Genomic DNA, 17,104 nt, shown 5'->3' on the forward strand with positions numbered 1-17,104 from the left:
GATGTCTTCAAATCAAACCGGCGACAAGAGCTCCGATGTAGAGACCGAGGCCCAGAGACAGATGACTTGTGAAGTCATGCGCCATCGCACTGGCCTGCTGCGGTATTTTGCTGCCCATGATTCCGGCACCGAGAATCGGCTCCATGAAAAACCAGGTTACGCCGACCGACACGGCACCGAAAACCAATGCTGACACGAAACTTGGCGGCGAGCCGATGATGAACCGCATCAACAGCAAATAGACAACGGCATAACCAATACCGACGACGTAATGCACGATCCAGCCGAGAATGAGTTCGTTTGCAATCGGTGGCGCCTTGCCAATATCCGGCTGGACAAACTGGCCCTCGGGGATATGGCCGGCCCAGCGGCCGATCATCGCCCAATCGGTAATCGGCGTGCCGAAAATGAGGCGATAAATCTGTTGCCAGATATCGAGCGTCGCCGTGGTGACAATGCCGATGACGAGCGTTTGCAAGATCGCCATTCGGCCCTCGCTTTAGTGCGTTTCCCAGTGCGGCAAAGGCACGTCGAAGCAGCCGTTGACCATCGCCATCATCGAATAATAACCGCAGAGCGTGACGATCTCGATCAGCCCGTGCAGGCCGAACCGGCCGACGATTCGATCCTGCAATGCCTGCGGAATGGAGCGATAGGCGAAGGCACAATCGGCGATCTGGCTGACCAGGTCGAACGGTTCGGCGAAGGCCTTGCTGCCATCCTTTATGGCATCAATGGCCTCGTCCGGGACGCCGGCCGCGCGCGCGGGCACGACATGATCGTCCCACACGAAGGCGACGCCCGAGCGCTTGGCGAGAATCAAGACGACGAATTGGTAGATTTCGCGCGGCAGCGTTGATTCATATTTGTAGTAATAGCCGAGCTGCTCGATGAGCTTTGCAAGCCGAGGGTGGTTGAGCAGCGGAATGTAAGGGCCGAGATGATCGACTCCCTTCGCCTTTCGCCGCGTCAGGATGTCTTCATAGATTGCGCGGTCATCGCTCGTGAGCGTGGCTGTCGGATCGGGCAAGGCGGCCATATCCGTTCCCTATTCGTGGTAGGACCATGCCCGCGCGCCGGCAGCGAAATCATAAACCGGTGTCGGGCAGTCCTTGTCGGCCTTCACGTCGATAACGACCGTAGCGTTCGCCGCGAGCGCCTTTGCGAATGTCTCTTCTAAAGCGGTCGGATCGGTCACCGTCATGCCCTGCGCGCCAAGCGAGCGCGCAAAACCGACCCAGTCATGGTCAGGGAGCGTCGTCAATTCCGATGGTAGCGGACCATATTGGTGCGCACGCAGCCAAACATTGCCCAGCGCGGCGTTGTTGAGCACGACATAGACAATTGGCAGACGATAGCGTGCGGCGGTCTGCACCTCCATGCCGTGCATGTGCATGCAGCCATCGCCGGTGATGACAGCAACGCGACGGTCTGGCCGCGCGCATTGCGCGCCTGTCGCCGCCGGAATGGCCCAGCCCATGGGTCCGAGATTGGTGGCGGAAATATAGGTGCGCGGCTCGTAAGCGCTCCAGTAATGTCCGGCGAAGGCGCGGTGCGCGCCAGAATCGATCAGGACGATCCCATCGCGAGGAAATACGGCGCGCAATGCGGTTATCGCCGCAGCGGGATGGATCGGGCGCGTCGTTCGCTTGCAGTTCTCGACATCGTAAAGCCGAGGGCCGGATTTGACGTTGGCGAGCCATGACAACCGTGTCGATCCGCTTTTCGTCAAAGCCGCGGTGATCGCCTCGTCACTGCCGGTCAAGAAATCCAGGAAGGCGTGACAGCTTCCTGGCACGGCATGGCCCGGTTCACCGGACGCGGTGATCTCATGCATGTCGGTATTGACGTGGATCATCAGCGCCTTGGATTTTTCGCGCAGCGTCCAATGCATCGTGTCCCGCTCGTTGAGTCCGGAACCGAGGATCAAAAGAACATCAAGATTTTCATCAAGCAGCGCGGTCGTCGCATGCCGCGTGCCGGCATAACCGAAGACGCCAAGCGACAGCGCGTGATCTTCGGGAAAGATGCCTTTGGCCCGCAGGGTCGTCGCCACGGGAATCGACCAGCGTTCGGCCACCGTCTTCAGCGCCGCGGCCGCGGCATCGTGCTCGATGCCGGCGCCGGCGAGGATGGCGATGTGCAGACTCTTGCCGAGAAGCCCGATGGCCCGTTCCGCCGCCAGCAGGCTCAGCGGCATGACATTGTGGAAGAATGGAGAGACCGGCGCATAATCCGCATCGCAATCGCCAACCAGAGCGTCATGCGTGAGCGACAAATGAACTGGTCCGCTTGGCTGCGCCAGCATCGAGGTCATGCCATATCGAAACCAGTGACTGAGATTTTTTGTGCTTGCGACTGTCACCGACAGCCGCGTCACCGGCCGCATGATGGATGTATCGTCAAGCGTTGCCTGACTGGCATCCTGGAATTGGCCTAGCCCTTCCATGTCGACCGGCACCTCGCCGCTCAAGACCAGGATCGGCGAAGAATCAGTCTTTGCCGCCGCCACGGCGGTCGTCATGTTGCAAAGACCCGGACCGCCGATGCCGATGGCCGCGCCGAACCGGCCGCTGGCGCGCGCGTAACCGTCCGCCATAAAGGCGGCGCCGCCTTCGTGGGCCGCGACTATGGGCCTGAAATTCGGATGACGGGCGAGCGCCGGCAGCAGGGGATCAATCAGGCCGCCGGGGACCATGAACAGGTGGCTGATGCCCTCGCGCAGCAAGGCGTCGAGAACGAAATCCGCGCCGGACGCCATGTCTCAGCCCCTGATGAAATCGATAGCGCCATCGTGGCACGGCATAGAACCAGCATGCAAGTTCGCGCAGCTACCCTGGCATCGGCGGATCGTCGCTCCGGACGAAGCGCGCCGATTTATTTAAACCTCTCCTCGATGCAAACGCTTCGTATGGAGGCGTAAATACTCGGAAAATTCCTGATCGCTCATAACCCGAAGCTGCTCTTCAATATCTCTATAATAAAAGGAATTTGCTCCCGTATTTCCGCGGTTCGTCTTTGTCCAAGAAGCCATTCGCAATGCGATTTGGCGAAGGAAGCTGGTGATTTTCATATCGAATCCTCCCATCCGGCGAAGCGGTTGAAAAAGAAGGATAGAGTTTGCGCTGGCTGCGCGACTTAATCGGGATCAAATTTGCATGAAGTTTGGAGGCAGGCGTGATCTATGCCCCGACAATCCCCCGAAAGATCACTCAGGACGGATATCGGGCATTTTAGGAAGCTCCCGGAAACCTCCCTCAACGACGCGACTTTGGTGGCGGTTGAAAGATTCTCGTTGAGGAAAAGGGCAAGTTAGTCAGCTTCCCCCAAACTCGAAATGTGCCACGCCGGATCGACCGAGCGGTCGACGCGACGAGGTCTCCTGTATCTGCGAATCCCGACGACAGCTTGATCTCGCTCAAGGTCTGATCGACGAAGATGGGTCACGGCTTTTCGAGATGATTTCAACTTCTCAACTTAAAAACCTTATTCGCATTCCGCAAAGGCGGCGATGCGCTTGTGTTGATCACATTGAGAAGCGGGGTTCAGTCTTCGGATGTCGCGCCCGATTTGGCTAAAGTCGCCGCTGGCGCATCAAGGGTCACGGCCCTATTTCGCCGCGCCGTCCGCATTCGGCGGTCGCGACAGAGTTGGGAGTGGGAAGCTCAGCGATCCGGGTGGCCTCGCGGCGGTTGTGCTGATTCTTGCTGTCATAATTGTCCTCCTCTTCGGTATTCGCGAGACTTTCGCGCCGGTCTCAAGTCTCAGGGCGATTTCGCTCGATCCCGCCTTTCTGCCCGATTACGCCGTGCGAACGGTGCTGCGCATGCTTGCGGCGATGATGGCATCGCTCGTTTTCACGCTTGTCTATGGAACGCTCGCCGCGAGAAGCCGGCGCGCAGAGGTCGTGCTCATTCCGCTTCTCGATATTCTCCAATCTGTCCCGGTGCTCGGCTATTTGTCGTTCACCGTTGCCTTTTTCGTAAAGCTTGCGCCGCACTGGGTGCTGGGACTCGAGCTTGCGTCGATCTTCGCGATCTTTACGAGCCAGGCGTGGAATATGGCGTTCAGTTTTTACCAATCGCTGCGCACGATCCCCCTTGATCTCGACGAGGCAAGTCGCGCCTTCGGTTTCTCCGCCTGGCAACGATTCTGGCGGCTCGAATTTTCCTTCGCCGTCCCCGGCCTTGTCTGGAACATGATGATGAGCATGTCCGGTGGTTGGTTTTTCGTCGTGGCGTCCGAGGCGATTACCGCAGACAAGCGCGAGTTCGCGCTGCCGGGCATTGGTTCTTATGTCGCGCTGGCCATCGAGCGACAGGACTTTGCCGCCATCCTCTGGGCCATTGCGGCGATGACGATTGTGATTGTCGTCTATGATCAATTGCTGTTTCGCCCGCTGGTCGTCTGGGCCGACAGGTTTCGTGTTGAGCAGACGGCGGCACAAAGCGTACCCCATTCGTGGTTTCTTCAATCGCTGCGACATTCGCATTTGATCGAGATCGCGATGCGGCCGGTGACATTCTGCTCCGACAGACTATTCCGCGCGCCACTTCTGAACTTGATTCAGAGCGCGAGGCCGCAATTTGTCCGCTCCCGGTTTTCACGCCTTATCGACCTGATCTGGTATGCGATCGTGGCCGTAGTGACCGTGTGGGCGGCTTCCATGATCGTCCGTTATGTCGCGCGCGAGGTCGGGTGGAGCGACGTCGGCACAGTGCTTCGGCTTGGCGCTTTCACGCTGTTGCGCGTGATCGTTCTGATCGTGCTCGCCTCACTCGTCTGGGTGCCTGTCGGCGTCGCGATCGGGTTGCGGCCCAAACTTGCCGAGCGGGTTCAACCTTTGGCGCAATTCTTAGCCGCCTTTCCGGCAAATCTCTTATTTCCGCTTTTTGTTATCCCCATCGTGCGGTTCGGACTCAACACGGACGTCTGGCTGACACCGCTGATGATCCTTGGCACCCAATGGTACATTCTCTTCAATGTCATCGCCGGAACCTCAGTGTTCCCAACCGACTTCCTCGAGGCAGCGAAGAGCTTTCACTTCCGCCGTTGGCAATGGTGGCGCATCGTCATTCTACCAGGAATTTTCCCGTATTATATCACCGGCGCGATCACCGCCTCGGGTGGGGCGTGGAATGCGAGCATCGTCGCGGAGGTCGTCTCCTGGGGACAATATCATCTCTATGCCCACGGCCTGGGCGCCTATATCAGCCAGGCGACCGCTGCCGGCGATTATCCGCGTATCGTGCTCGGCATCGTAGCAATGTCGACTTTCGTGGTTCTCTTCAATCGCCTGCTGTGGCGTCCACTTTATGGCTTTAGCGAGCGCCGGCTGCGGCTGGACTGACAGGAGGCGTTGTGCCCGAGCCCGAAGAGATCGAAAGTGCCACTGCCGACATTGAACTCGAAATCCGCCATGTGCGGCAGACGTATGTCCGTCCTTCCGGCGCGCAGCTCCTCGTCCTGGACGATATCAATCTGACTCTGCACACGGGCGAGATCGTCGCGTTGCTCGGGCGTTCGGGTTGTGGAAAGTCAACGCTGCTCCGCGTCGTTTCGGGTCTCGCGCCGCCAGCGGCCGGTGAGGTGCGCTATCGCAACCGCGTCGTCGATGGTCCGGCGGAGGGGATTGCGATTGTTTTCCAAACCTTCGCTTTGTTCCCCTGGCTGACGGTGCTGCAAAATGTGCAGGCCGGTCTTGATGCGCGTGGCGTGCCGGAAAAGGAGGCGCGTGCCCGTGCCTTGGATGCGATCGAACTCATCGGCCTCGACGGATTTGAAAATGCCTATCCGCGAGAGCTTTCCGGCGGCATGCGCCAGCGCGTCGGCTTTGCGCGCGCCCTCGTCGTCGATCCGACAGTTCTCCTGATGGACGAGCCGTTCTCGGCGCTGGACGTGTTGACCGGCGAAACTCTGCGCAGCGATTTCATGGATCTGTGGACAGCCGAGCGGCTCTCGATCAAATCGGTTCTCCTCGTAACTCATAATATCGAGGAGGCGGTCTTCATGGCCGACCGGGTTCTGATCTTGGCGCCCAATCCCGGCCGCATCGCGGGGGAAATCGATGTTGCATTACCACGCCCGCGTCAACGTCTGAGCAGCGAGTTCCGTGACCTCGTTGACGACATCTATGGACGAATGACGGCTGGGCCAGCACCGACCGCCGACGGCAAACGGCCGGCGCTGGCAAGTATTGGCACCAATCTGCCGATCATGTCGGCCTTGCGAATTGTCGGACTGACCGATGTCCTGGCGTCAGCGCCCTTCTGCGGCAAAGCGGATCTCCAGGTGCTCGCGGCACGCTTGCATCTCAGCGCCGAGGATCTCTTTCACCTTGCCGAAATGAATCGGATGATGGGTTTTGCCGAATTGCGTGACGGTGACCTCCACCTGACAGCCGCCGGCCGCGCCATCGCGCAAGCCGATATACCGGAACGCAAGCGCCTCTTCGCTGAACATCTGCTGCGCGCGATTCCACTGGCGGCGCACATTCGCCGCGTGCTCGACGAACGGCCGGAGCACATCGCGCCCCGCAGCCGCTTCATTGCCGAGCTTGAAGACCATTTAAGCACCGAGGATGCCGAACGTACCCTCAATGCCGTCATCGGCTGGGGGCGTTATGCCGAATGTTTCGCCTACGACACGCTGCACCTCCGGTTCAGCCTGGAAGATTCAGCGGCGGCGGAATAGGGGGCCGCTTTAGCTCATGCGCTGGCCAAATGCTCCTCGATTGTCCCGATCGGCACATTCGTCAGATCCTTATGAACTTCGGCGAGAATGAGGGCGCGTGCCGCGGGAGTCAGGCTCTGGCGGACGAGGCCGAGTGTATGTGGCGGCGCGACAAGGACCAGGTGCTTGAACTTTCTCTCGCTTGCGGCAGCGTCGATGATCCGCGTGATTTTTTGCAGAAATTGGGCTTCTTCCTGAGCATGGAAATCGGTGGCCTCGTAGGCGCTTCGGCTGCCGTCTCCGTTTGATTGAAAGGATCGGCCCGGAGCATCGGTGCCGAGTTCGGCCGTCCGGAGATGCGGCTCCGAATGGATTTCGATTGGCTTGAGGTTAAGCAGCTCAGCATCGCCCTCGTTTCGGAGCAAAAGAGCTTTTTGGCCGTCACAAACCAGGACCCAACTTTCATTCGGAATTCTGAGGTTTCCCATTTCTTTTCCTCGTTGTTACGCCAGAGTCGGTTCTCTGTTGCAGAATTTGGCGTGACCGAATTTGCCTTATGTCAAAGAAGTATAATCGAAATGAGGAAAGATGTTCAGGTTCGCGCTCCGGGGGTGACGCGGCGAAGGTTCATGGCTGCGAGGCGTTATGAAATCGGAGATCGTTGAATGGTTGGGACAATCCGATTTGCTTTTGCCACAACTCATTGCCGAGGGTTTGGCCGCCAATGACAGGGTAAAGGCACGACTGAGCGTCCTCCAGACAGCTGCTCAACATGCGCGCGATCCGCAGACGGCATTCGATCTGACTGAGGAGTGCAGGGCTGCGGGGCTTGATCCGCTTCCGCTCCAAGCGCTCGTTAAATCGGCAAGCCTTTCGAGCGGAGAAATCATCACCGCAACAGGTCTTGCGGCGCTGGGTACGGCGATCTGGGCCGATATTACGGCAATGTTACAGGCTGTGCATGCTGGAGATGGTGCGCGCGGCGAACAATACGAAGCGCGGCTTGCCGCGAACAGGTCCGCGATTCCGCTGGGAACGTCCGATAATCTTGCGGCTAATCAGATCGTCAAGCTCACGGCAATTTCGGCCGAAGATAGTCTGCATCGCCTGATCATGGACTTGCATCGCGCGCTCAACACGCTCGCGGCGACGCACGCACAAGAATTGGTCGCTGGTGCGCACGCCTATGGCTTGACGCCTGACGATAAGACGGCGGTCAAGGCTTTCATGCGTGGCGTTGAGGCGACTCGCGACTTGAAATTTGGCCATCCCGGCCTCGCCACGACCGCGATGCGTTCGGGCAGCCGTCTCACGATCCAGAACGATATCGGCGAAACCGATGCCCATGTCGTTGTGATCGGCGTGGAAGCCGATTCTGTGACGATCACTTATACGGACGTTCACCACGCCCGCGCCAAGTTCTTCGCCGATCTCCTGCGCAATTTTCCAGTTCAATGGAACGGGCTTGCGCATACAAACGCAGCGAAACTGCATGACGAAGAGGCCTTTTATCTCGTCACCGGCCGTTTTGCCTTTCACGACGCTAAAGCGCGTGATCACTTTCTCGAGGAACTCGGCGCCTCGCTCGTCTTCCTGATCGATTGGAACAAGGCGCGAAAAGTCCTGCGCGAATTCGTTGCGAATGCGGATGCGGTCCGCATTCTGGATTGGGCCGCGCTTCATCGGGTGGGCCATCGTGGCTTTATCGAACTTGGCGGTGCAACTCTCGTCACGTCTGCGGTGCGGCATGCTGCATCCGCGCGGATTGGCTTCGGCGAGCGGTTGGCGGAGGCGCTTGGGCGTGAGTCGGCTGTTGATTTTCTCAAAGCCGTCTTGCGGATTTCGGTTGAGGCCCTGAAGCAGGGCGGCTCGGAACGCTTGGCGAAGGCCGGCATCGAAGAGGCCCTTGTCGCGCATTTGCAGCGCGCCGATACGAGCCTTCTAGCAATCGTGATTCGTCAGGCCGGTCTCGCGCGTGAAATTGCCGCCGCGATCGCGCAATTCCTTGATGGTCGGCGCCGGCAACAAGCCCCGGAAGACGCGCGGCTGGCGCAGCGCGCGAGCCGCATCGAAGAAAAAGCCGATCGCATCGCCCTGGAGGCGCGCAGCAAAATTGCGCGATTGGGCGTCGATCGCGGCATTGAGCGCCTGGTCGATGTGATCGAGCAGACGATCGATGAGCTTGAAGAGGCCGCGTTTGTCGCGACGCTTCTTCCGAAGGATGTCGCACCGGAGATTCTTGATTGTCTGATTGAGCTTTGCGGAATTGTTGTCGCGGGCATTGAGTCCGCAGCCATCGGTACGGCCTCTGCCACCGAAATATCGGAGGGGCAACGTGTCGATTTCGAGGATACGCTCGCCGCGGTCACCAGATTGATCGAAGACGAGCACCGGGCCGATGTCGCCGAGCGGGTGGTGACGACGAAAATCCTGACCGGCGCTTATGATCTCAAAACAAGCCTTTCGGTCTTGAGCGTCGCACATCCGCTCGAGCGCGCGACGGATCAATTGGCGCGTTTCGGCCATTCCTTGCGCGATCACGTCCTCGCCGACCTTTCAACCTGACGGCAAAATCACATGACAATCCTTTTTATCGGCGATGGCTCGACAACGCTCTATCCGGCGGATGTCGTTGGCGCCAAAGCAGCCAATCTGGCGCATATGGCGGCTCTCGGTCTGCCGGTGCCCCCAGCCTTTATTCTGCCTGTCGAACTTTGTGCCGCGATCACCAAGGGCGAGCCGGGTGCCAGGAAGACGATGGTGGAGGGGCTCGACGCGGGACTCAAATTTCTCGAGCGCGCGACCGGAAGGATTTTCGGCGACCGGCGGCGCCCCCTCCTGGTGTCCGTGCGTTCGGGGGCCGCGCGCTCAATGCCGGGCATGTTGGATACTGTGCTCGATGTCGGTTGCGTGCCCGCTGCCGTTCGCGGCCTGATCCGCATGACCGGAAATCCGCATTTCGCTTATGATTGCCGGCGCCGCTTTCTAGAGAGCTATGGCGACGTGGTTCTCGGTATTGAAGCGGCGCTCTTCGCCGTCCCGCTCGCGTCACTTGCTGCCGCCGAGGACGAAGCACAGGAGCAAGACCTCGATAGCGAGGCGCTGGAGAGACTTGCGGCGACCTATCAACAGATTGTTGAGGACCACGGGTCCTGCGCCGACGATCCGCGTGACGATCTCAAAGCAGCTGCAGAAGCGGTCTATATGTCGTGGATGAGTGAGCGTGCCTGCGCCTACCGCAAGATCGAACATCTCGAGGATTTGCAGGGCACGGCGGTCACGGTTCAGGCCATGGTTTTTGGCAATTATAATGTGCGTTCCGGCGCCGGCGTCGCGTTCTCGCGCAATCCGTCGACAGGCGATGCGGAGCCGGTCATCGACGTTTTATTCGGTTCGCAGGGAGAAGATGTCGTCTCCGGCCGTCGCAACCCGCAGAGCGAGGACGCGATCACGCGGCTTTTGCCCGCGGTGGACGCCGAGCTGCGCACCGCACTCAAACGGCTTGAGCAAGAGTTCCGCGACGTTCAAGATGTCGAGTTTACCATCGAAGATGGAAAATTGTGGCTTCTGCAAACGCGCTCGGCGAAGCGTACGCCGCGCGCGGCCGTGCGTTTCGCTATCGATTTCGTCAAGGAAGGACTCATCGCGCCCGCCGAGGCTTTGCAGCGTCTTGACGGGGTCGATTTGACGCGTCTCGCGCATCAAAAGCTGGTGGATGCGGGCGCGCCCGTCGCGCGCGGCGTCGGCGCGGCGGCGGGCATCGCGACCGGGCGCGTTGCCTTCGATTCGCCGAGCGCGACGCGGCTCGCCGCAGACGGCGACCCGGTCATTCTGGTTCGGCCAAATATCAGCACCGCTGATGTCAGCGGCTTTGCTGCGGGTGCGGGCATTCTCGCTGCCGTGGGTGGCCGCACCGCACATGCCGCGTTGGTCGCGCGCCAATTAGGGAAGCCCTGTATCGTCGGCTGCTCCGAGCTAGAGGTCGATCCTTCACATCAGAAGGCGCGGATCGCAGGAAACGACATTCACGAAGGAGATTGGTTATCAATCGACGGAGGGACGGGAGAGATTTATCTCGGACACGGCCAGATCTCGACCGAAGAGTCGAAGGCCGAGCTTGATGAAATTGCGCGCTGGAAAAACGCGACAGCCCTTCAAGAGCGCGCTTGACGAAGCGGCCGCGGCTTCGAGACAGTTACTTCCACCTCGCGTCACTATTCGACGATGGGAAGTTTGAAACGGAAAGTCGCGCCGTTCGTTGCGGACGGATCAAGCCATAGGTCTCCGCCATGAGCGACAATGATCGTCTGGCATATCGACAAACCGACGCCCATGCCGTCCGGCTTTGTCGTTTTGAAAGGCGTGAACAATTGGTCTGCGATCTCCGGCGACAAGCCAGGCCCGCTGTCGGCAATCGTCACGACAATATTTCCATCAGCAGACGAAGTGAACACGGACAGTTGGCGACGTGTGCCACCCGCCATCGCTTCGACGGCGTTCCGCATCAAGTTCAGCAACGCCTGCTGGATTTGGACGCGGTTGATGAGCACTTGAGCGTCATCTTCCAAATTGAGTTCGATACGTACGTCAGCTTCCTTGGCGACGATCAAAACCAGATCGTTCACGTTTAAAATGGTCTCGCGAATACTCGAGAGCTGACGCTCATCGGGTTGGTCTGCAACGAAAAACCGAAGGTGGCGAATGATTTGATCGGCACGGCTCGCCTGTTCGATAGCCCGGTCCATGGCGATCATCAGAAGATCGGCCTCGGATAAGGTTGTTTGACCTCGGTTCATCAATCGCCGCGCTGACGTCAAATAGGCGACGATCGCTGTCAGGGGCTGGTAGAGCTCGTGGGCAAGGGCTGTGGACATCTGAGCCATCGCCCCCAAACGGGCGAGATGCAGCAGCTGATGACGTAGCTCTTCTCGCTCCGACTCGAGCTTCGACAGGCTGAGGCTGTTATCTGGTGCAGATGAAATTACGCCTCGGCGAACGACCTGCGAGATCCCGATCGCTTCACCGCTAACCATGACGGGCGATATCGCGACTGTGGCGGGAAGCGTGCTCCCGTCCTTGTGTCGAAATTCATCTTCATAAGGGGGCGTAGATTCGCCTCTCCGCAGCCTCTCTATAATCGATGTCAAATCCCAAGAGTCCGGATCTGCAGCAAGCATAAATGCCGGCTGACCGACGGCCTCACCCGCCGTATAGCCGAACAGCCGTTCAGCTCCTGCGTTCCAGCTCGCGATGTCGCCATCAAATGTCTGTCCGAAGATCGCATCCTGGGCATTGAGGACGACGGCAGAAAGGTCTCCCCACGGAATGATCCTCATCGTGGCCACCGAGCCTCCGCTTACATCCACATTCGGCAAACTAGGAGAAAACCGCGCAATGAGACCCTGACAAAAGTCAGGAAATGATCGTGCCCCTGATCCTGCACAGAGATGTGAACGCGTGGTCTATTGCAGGTCATGACCAGCAAGAGCCGCAAGCCGTAACTGCAGACCATCATCAGGCCTTGCGCACGAGGCTTGACAGCGTCGCCGCCTTTGTCAGATTGGTCGAGATGTCATCCGTCGCACTTCAAAATGCAGGATGGCTACAAAACTCCCGTAGGGCGTTTTTGCATAGGCGACGACACTCAACATAATATCATAGACAAAGTTGGGTATTTTGCTACCGACGCCTGATCCCGCCAGATTTTCCCGCGCATCGAGCGATCATTTCAATGCCCGCTTCTAGCGATCCGCCCCATAGAGTGATCCGAATCCGGGGCACGCGCGGATGGCCGGTCGATCATGGTTCGGAACCTCTCTTTGTCCCACTCACAACAGCCGAAAGGAACGAACTCGTTCGTTTGGCGCAAGTCATCGACTTCCACACGTCGGCGTCTGCAATATTCAATCAGGGTGACGAAGCCGCGTTTATCTACCTTTTGGTCGATGGCGTCGTGCGAACGTTTCATACGTCACCCGACGGCGAGCGGCAGATCGTGGCATTTCACTGGCCGGGGGATTTATTTGGACTTGCCGAGCATGGCCGGCATGTGACGTCGGCGGAGACAATTACGTCTTCACAGATCTATCGGTTTCCATGTCAGAAGCTTGAACGATTCTTATTGAAGAACCCAAAGATCGAAGACGGTTTTCTGATAAAGGCAATTCACGACCTTCGGAGCGCCCAACGACAGCTTATCATCATGGGACGCCTCGCCATCTTTCGTCGTCTTGCCGTCTTTTTATTGGATTGCTCAGCGCATGAGCATTATTTCGATAAGGCCAAGCGGCTCCTGACTTTACCCATGAGTCGATATGATATTGCCGATTATCTCGGAACATCCGCCGAAACCGTGACCCGAGCATTGTCCAAGCTCACCGCGGACGACGCAGTCAGACGCGTCAGTGCCCGCGCGCTAAAGTTGGATTTGGATAAGCTAAGAACTCTCGCGGATTTTGACTGAAAAAAGCCCGTCCGTTGCACCTCCCCGGCGGAACTCGATGTCCATCCCCCGCGAAGACTGGGCTGGCGGCGTCGCGGTTGCGCTTTAGCTTGTGGCGGTTGGCGTCATCGATCTGGCGTCACTCGACCAAAAGTGACTCCTCGGCAAAAGCCATTGTTTATCGGAGTGATAAATTGCGTGGCGGGCCACGAACGATGAAGATGGGCACTACAGCTACGCCATAGCCACCTAGAGCCCGCTATAGCTCCCCACGTCGCTCGGCCGTTCAGCGGATGGGCGTCTCCGCCGCGATCATCATGCGACCTTCACAGTGAACTCGTTGCCACGCCCTTCGTCGAGAGGGAGGGATTGCGAGACGTAGCCGTTCTCGGGATCGCGGACGTAATCCAGATAGTCCGCCGCGAAGGCGTTCTCGCCGAGGATCACCGCGCCGGCCTTCAACTGGGGCTCGATCCGCTTGAGCACCGACAGGTAGAGCGACCAGGCGCCGTCGATCAGCGCCAGATCGACTTCGCCGCCGACATCCTTGAGTGTCTCCAGCGCGTCGCCTTCCCGAATGTCCACCAGATCGGCGAGTCCGGCGGCATCGAGATGCGCCCGTGCCCGCGCCACCTTCACCGGCTCCACCTCGGAACCGATGAGCCGGCCGCCGCCATTGTCGCGCAGCGCGGCGGCGAGATAGATGGTGGAGACACCCATTGAAGTGCCGAACTCCACGATCCGCGACGCCTTGCAGGCACGCGCGATGGCGTAGAGAAAGCGGCCATAGCCGGGCGATACGGACAGAAAATGTGCGGCATGGCCGCTATAAACTCGCCGGTAGTCGGCACGCTCATCGGCGATCATCTGCGCCGCGAGTTGCTCGATCGTGTCGCCGGAGGCTTCCATGCCGGCGACGACCTCTTTCATCAATTCGCCATCCGCCGCTTCGGCATCCCGATGAAGCTGAGTCAGAAGTTGGGTGATGCGCGCGCTGGTCAACGTGTTCATGCTGTTTCCTTCCCAATCATGGGAGCCGATCGGCCTCGACTGGCTGATGACAAGCTGGTACAGGGAACCGAACTTGGCGTCATTCCGAAGGTCAGCCAGAATGTTATTCAATCTCGCCATCGCGCCCGATTGTCAGTCGTGCCGCTTCTGAATGATCTCTCGGACGAATCGGAGTGGGTCGAGCCGGACGATGTGCCCCGTCCGGTCGTCACCTACGGCTTCGCATCCGAAACCTTCGGCGATTTCGAGCTGGAACCGCACTTCCACGCCAAGAGCCAAATCCTGCTCGTCCAGCGCGGCGCGCTGAGCTGCGAAGTCGAAGGCGGCCTATGGATTGTGCCACCGCGCAGCGCCGTGTGGATACCGGGCGGAGCGCTGCACGCCATTAAGGTGACGGGCGCATTGGAAGGCTATGGTGCATTCGTCGCTTCCGGCATCGGCGCGGGCCTGCCCACGGCGTGCCGCGCCGTCTCGGTGACTCCGTTGCTGCGCGAACTCCTGATCCGCTCCGCCAATCTGCCGCTGCTCTACGAGGAGGGCGGCGCGAACTCGCGATTGATGGCGGCGCTGCTCGACGAACTGGCGGCGGCGAAGGACGAAGACCTGCATCTGCCGATGCCGGCCGACCCACGCCTGCGCCGGATCATCGACCTGATGATGGCTTCGCCGGCGGATCGAGGGACGCTCGACGTTTGGGCAGAGAAAGCGGGGCTGAGCGCGCGGACGTTGGGCCGGATCATTAGCCGGGAGACGGGCATGAGCTTCGGACGCTGGCGCCAGCAACTCAGCGTGATCCTCGCCGTGAAGTGGCTGGCCGGGCGCGCATCGATTCAGCAAGTCGCGGCCGATCTCGGCTACGAGAGCGTGCCGAGCTTTGTGACTATGTTCCGCAAGGTACTCGGTACTTCGCCGGGGCGCTACATGGCGGAACGCCATTCAGGGCGAACGTGAGGTTCGAGATCAGCAGGCGATGTAGAGAACGCCGATGCTACGCCAGAGCCACCCATCCTACGCTGGACTACGCTACAGCTTGATCGCGGCCCGGGAACGATGAAGATGGGCACTACATCTACGCCATAGCTACCTAAGGCGCGCTACGGCTCAAAATGGCGGATGGCTCCGCCGCTTCGGCCGATCGGGTCAGGATGCCGAGGCGCCGGCGCCATAGCGCAGTCCGTCCACAAGAAGCGCTACCATGCGTCCCGCGTGATCAGGCGAGTTATTGTGCGCAGACATGCACAGGCTCGCAACCGCGCCAAGGAGGTCGTTAGGATCGATGTCTGCCCGAACTACGCCAGCGGTGACGGCGGACAAGAAGAGCGTTCGGAAGGCAGGCCGCAGGCGCTGCTCGAAATATGCAGGCAGGGCTTCGAATGCCGGATCGCCTGAGTGCAATGCCTTTGCGAGTCCACGCTTCGTTCCAACCCAGGCCGCGTATCGCTGCAGCCACTTCATTAATGCCTCGAACGGCGGGTTCTCGTTCGCGAGAAGCGGCGCCGCGTCGGCGCAGGCATCCATTTCCTGACGGCAGACCGCAGCGATGAGGTCGGCGCGCTGCGGGAAGTGTCGATAGACGGTGCCCACCCCGACTCCGGCACGCTCAGCGATTTCGCGGACGGGTGCATCCACGCCCGACTCGGCGAACACCGCCTTCGCCGCTTGAAGCAACGCGTCGAGATTGCGCTGCGCATCGGCGCGCGGGCGTCGCTCGGCTGGGCGTTCGCGGTCCAAACCGCCGGTCTGATCTTCTGCTTCCTCGCTCACCATGAACCTAGTTGAAAAACGGAACAATGTTCCGTATAAATTCGGAACGCCATTCCGATTACGCTGACTATCACGGATCGGCGGTCGCCGCCAACCGATCACAACCATAGGAGAACGCCATGCAATACCGCACGCTCGGTCGCACCGGGATCAAGGTCAGCCCCTACTGCCTGGGCGCGATGATGTTTGGAAAGTTAGCCAATCCTGATCACGACGACTGCATCCAGATCGTTCACAAGGCTTTGGATTTCGGCATCAACTTTATCGACACCGCCGATCGCTACAGCGCTGGGGAATCCGAAGAGATTGTTGGCAAAGCACTTAAGGGACGGCGTGACCGCATCGTGCTTGCCACCAAGGTGCATGGCCCGATGGGCGACGATCCGAACATGCAGGGGAACTCGCGCCGCTGGATCACCCGGGCGGTGGAGGACTCGCTCCGCCGGCTGCAGACCGACTACATCGACCTCTATCAGATCCACCGCCCGGCGCCGGACACCGACATCGAAGAGACGCTCTCGGTTCTCACTGATCTGATGCGTGCGGGCAAGGTGCGCGCGATCGGCAGTTCGACCTTTCCCGCATCCGAGATCGTTGAGGCCCAGTGGGTCGCGGAGCGACGCGGGCTTGGCCGCTTCCGTACGGAGCAGCCGCCTTACTCCATCCTGGATCGCGGCATCGAGCGGGACATGCTTCCCACCTGCCAGCGCTACGGCATGGGAGTGATGGTCTGGAGCCCGCTCTCGAAGGGAATGCTCACCGGTCGCTATCGCAAGGGACAGCCGCTGCCGGACTCGCTGCGAGTCAAAGTCTTCCCCAAGCAAATGTCCGACGAGCGCAGTCTCGATGCGATCGAGCAGTTGATCCCGATCGCGCAGGGTGCAGGCCTGTCTTTGACTCACATGGCCCTCGGCTTCGTCATGGCTCATCCGGTCGTTACCTCGGCGATCCTTGGCCCCCGCACCCGGCAACAGCTCGATGACCTACTGGCCAGCGCCGAAGTTCAGCTCAGCGACGACGTTCTGGATCAGATTGATCAAGTCGTCCCGCCGGGAGTCGATATCGGCGTGAACGAGGCGAATTACGAGCCGCCGGCAGTGAAGGAGGCAAGCTTGCGCCGGCGACCGATTGCCGAGCGAAAAGCTACCTGACTTGACGATGAAGAAAGGGACTGGAGACGCGGACACCTCGCCATCGCTTCGACGCGTTAACAAA

General features: G+C 59.6%; 14 protein-coding genes. 7 read left to right on the top strand and 7 right to left on the bottom strand.

The window, feature by feature from the left end; translation table 11 throughout:
* Positions 1-7: 7 nt before the first annotated feature.
* The 3 genes from WDN02_RS10115 to WDN02_RS10125 are packed head-to-tail and all read right to left on the bottom strand — an operon-like array spanning position 8 to position 2,761.
* Positions 8-487, bottom strand: a complete 480-nt coding sequence (locus WDN02_RS10115; protein WP_337293372.1) for a DUF2938 family protein — start codon at positions 485-487, stop codon at positions 8-10.
* A gap of 12 nt (positions 488-499) precedes the next feature.
* Entirely contained in the window at positions 500-1,039 is a 540-nt protein-coding gene (locus tag WDN02_RS10120) for a carboxymuconolactone decarboxylase (RefSeq protein WP_337293373.1), read from the bottom strand.
* 9 nt (positions 1,040-1,048) lie between these two features.
* Positions 1,049-2,761 carry a thiamine pyrophosphate-binding protein gene (locus tag WDN02_RS10125; RefSeq protein WP_337293374.1) on the bottom strand — a complete coding sequence of 571 codons (1,713 nt, stop codon included), beginning with the start codon at positions 2,759-2,761 and terminating at the stop codon, positions 1,049-1,051.
* A 795-nt stretch (positions 2,762-3,556) separates the two neighbouring features.
* Between WDN02_RS10125 and WDN02_RS10130 the strand changes: the two genes are divergently transcribed.
* A complete protein-coding gene (locus WDN02_RS10130) occupies positions 3,557-5,350 on the top strand; it encodes an ABC transporter permease subunit (RefSeq protein ID WP_337293375.1) in 1,794 nt (597 codons plus the stop codon).
* 11 nt (positions 5,351-5,361) lie between these two features.
* Positions 5,362-6,693, top strand: coding sequence for a nitrate/sulfonate/bicarbonate ABC transporter ATP-binding protein (locus WDN02_RS10135; RefSeq protein WP_337293376.1), 1,332 nt, complete (start codon positions 5,362-5,364; stop codon positions 6,691-6,693).
* A 14-nt stretch (positions 6,694-6,707) separates the two neighbouring features.
* Here WDN02_RS10135 and WDN02_RS10140 read toward each other — a convergent pair whose 3' ends face one another.
* The gene (locus WDN02_RS10140; protein WP_337293377.1) at positions 6,708-7,160 is read right to left on the bottom strand and encodes a host attachment protein; all 453 of its coding nucleotides are present in this window, start codon (positions 7,158-7,160) and stop codon (positions 6,708-6,710) included.
* A 157-nt stretch (positions 7,161-7,317) separates the two neighbouring features.
* On the opposite strand from WDN02_RS10140, the gene WDN02_RS10145 reads away from it, so the two are divergent.
* Both WDN02_RS10145 and WDN02_RS10150 read left to right on the top strand, forming a co-directional pair.
* Positions 7,318-9,237 (top strand): DUF47 family protein, encoded by a 1,920-nt coding sequence (locus WDN02_RS10145; protein WP_337293378.1) that lies wholly within the window; start codon positions 7,318-7,320, stop codon positions 9,235-9,237.
* A gap of 12 nt (positions 9,238-9,249) precedes the next feature.
* Entirely contained in the window at positions 9,250-10,842 is a 1,593-nt protein-coding gene (locus WDN02_RS10150; protein WP_337293379.1) for a PEP/pyruvate-binding domain-containing protein, read from the top strand.
* 44 nt (positions 10,843-10,886) lie between these two features.
* Here WDN02_RS10150 and WDN02_RS10155 read toward each other — a convergent pair whose 3' ends face one another.
* Complete coding sequence (locus WDN02_RS10155) at positions 10,887-12,008, bottom strand: ATP-binding protein (RefSeq protein WP_337293380.1); 1,122 nt, start codon at positions 12,006-12,008, stop codon at positions 10,887-10,889.
* A gap of 524 nt (positions 12,009-12,532) precedes the next feature.
* On the opposite strand from WDN02_RS10155, the gene WDN02_RS10160 reads away from it, so the two are divergent.
* Positions 12,533-13,135 (top strand): Crp/Fnr family transcriptional regulator, encoded by a 603-nt coding sequence (locus tag WDN02_RS10160; RefSeq protein ID WP_337293381.1) that lies wholly within the window; start codon positions 12,533-12,535, stop codon positions 13,133-13,135.
* Between the two features lie 294 nt (positions 13,136-13,429).
* On the opposite strand, the gene WDN02_RS10165 is transcribed toward WDN02_RS10160, so the two are convergent.
* Positions 13,430-14,125: a class I SAM-dependent methyltransferase gene (locus WDN02_RS10165; protein WP_337293382.1), complete on the bottom strand. Its 696-nt coding sequence runs from the start codon at positions 14,123-14,125 to the stop codon at positions 13,430-13,432.
* A 138-nt stretch (positions 14,126-14,263) separates the two neighbouring features.
* Here WDN02_RS10165 and WDN02_RS10170 point away from each other — a divergent pair, with 138 nt between their 5' ends.
* Positions 14,264-15,076, top strand: coding sequence for a helix-turn-helix transcriptional regulator (locus WDN02_RS10170; protein WP_337293383.1), 813 nt, complete (start codon positions 14,264-14,266; stop codon positions 15,074-15,076).
* Between the two features lie 189 nt (positions 15,077-15,265).
* Here WDN02_RS10170 and WDN02_RS10175 read toward each other — a convergent pair whose 3' ends face one another.
* Positions 15,266-15,892 (bottom strand): helix-turn-helix domain-containing protein, encoded by a 627-nt coding sequence (locus WDN02_RS10175; protein WP_337293384.1) that lies wholly within the window; start codon positions 15,890-15,892, stop codon positions 15,266-15,268.
* 116 nt (positions 15,893-16,008) lie between these two features.
* Here WDN02_RS10175 and WDN02_RS10180 point away from each other — a divergent pair, with 116 nt between their 5' ends.
* Positions 16,009-17,040, top strand: a complete 1,032-nt coding sequence (locus WDN02_RS10180; protein WP_337293385.1) for an aldo/keto reductase — start codon at positions 16,009-16,011, stop codon at positions 17,038-17,040.
* Positions 17,041-17,104 lie beyond the last annotated feature (64 nt).

Source organism: Methylovirgula sp., from assembly GCF_037200945.1.
In the GTDB taxonomy this organism is placed as follows: Bacteria; Pseudomonadota; Alphaproteobacteria; order Rhizobiales; family Beijerinckiaceae; genus Methylovirgula.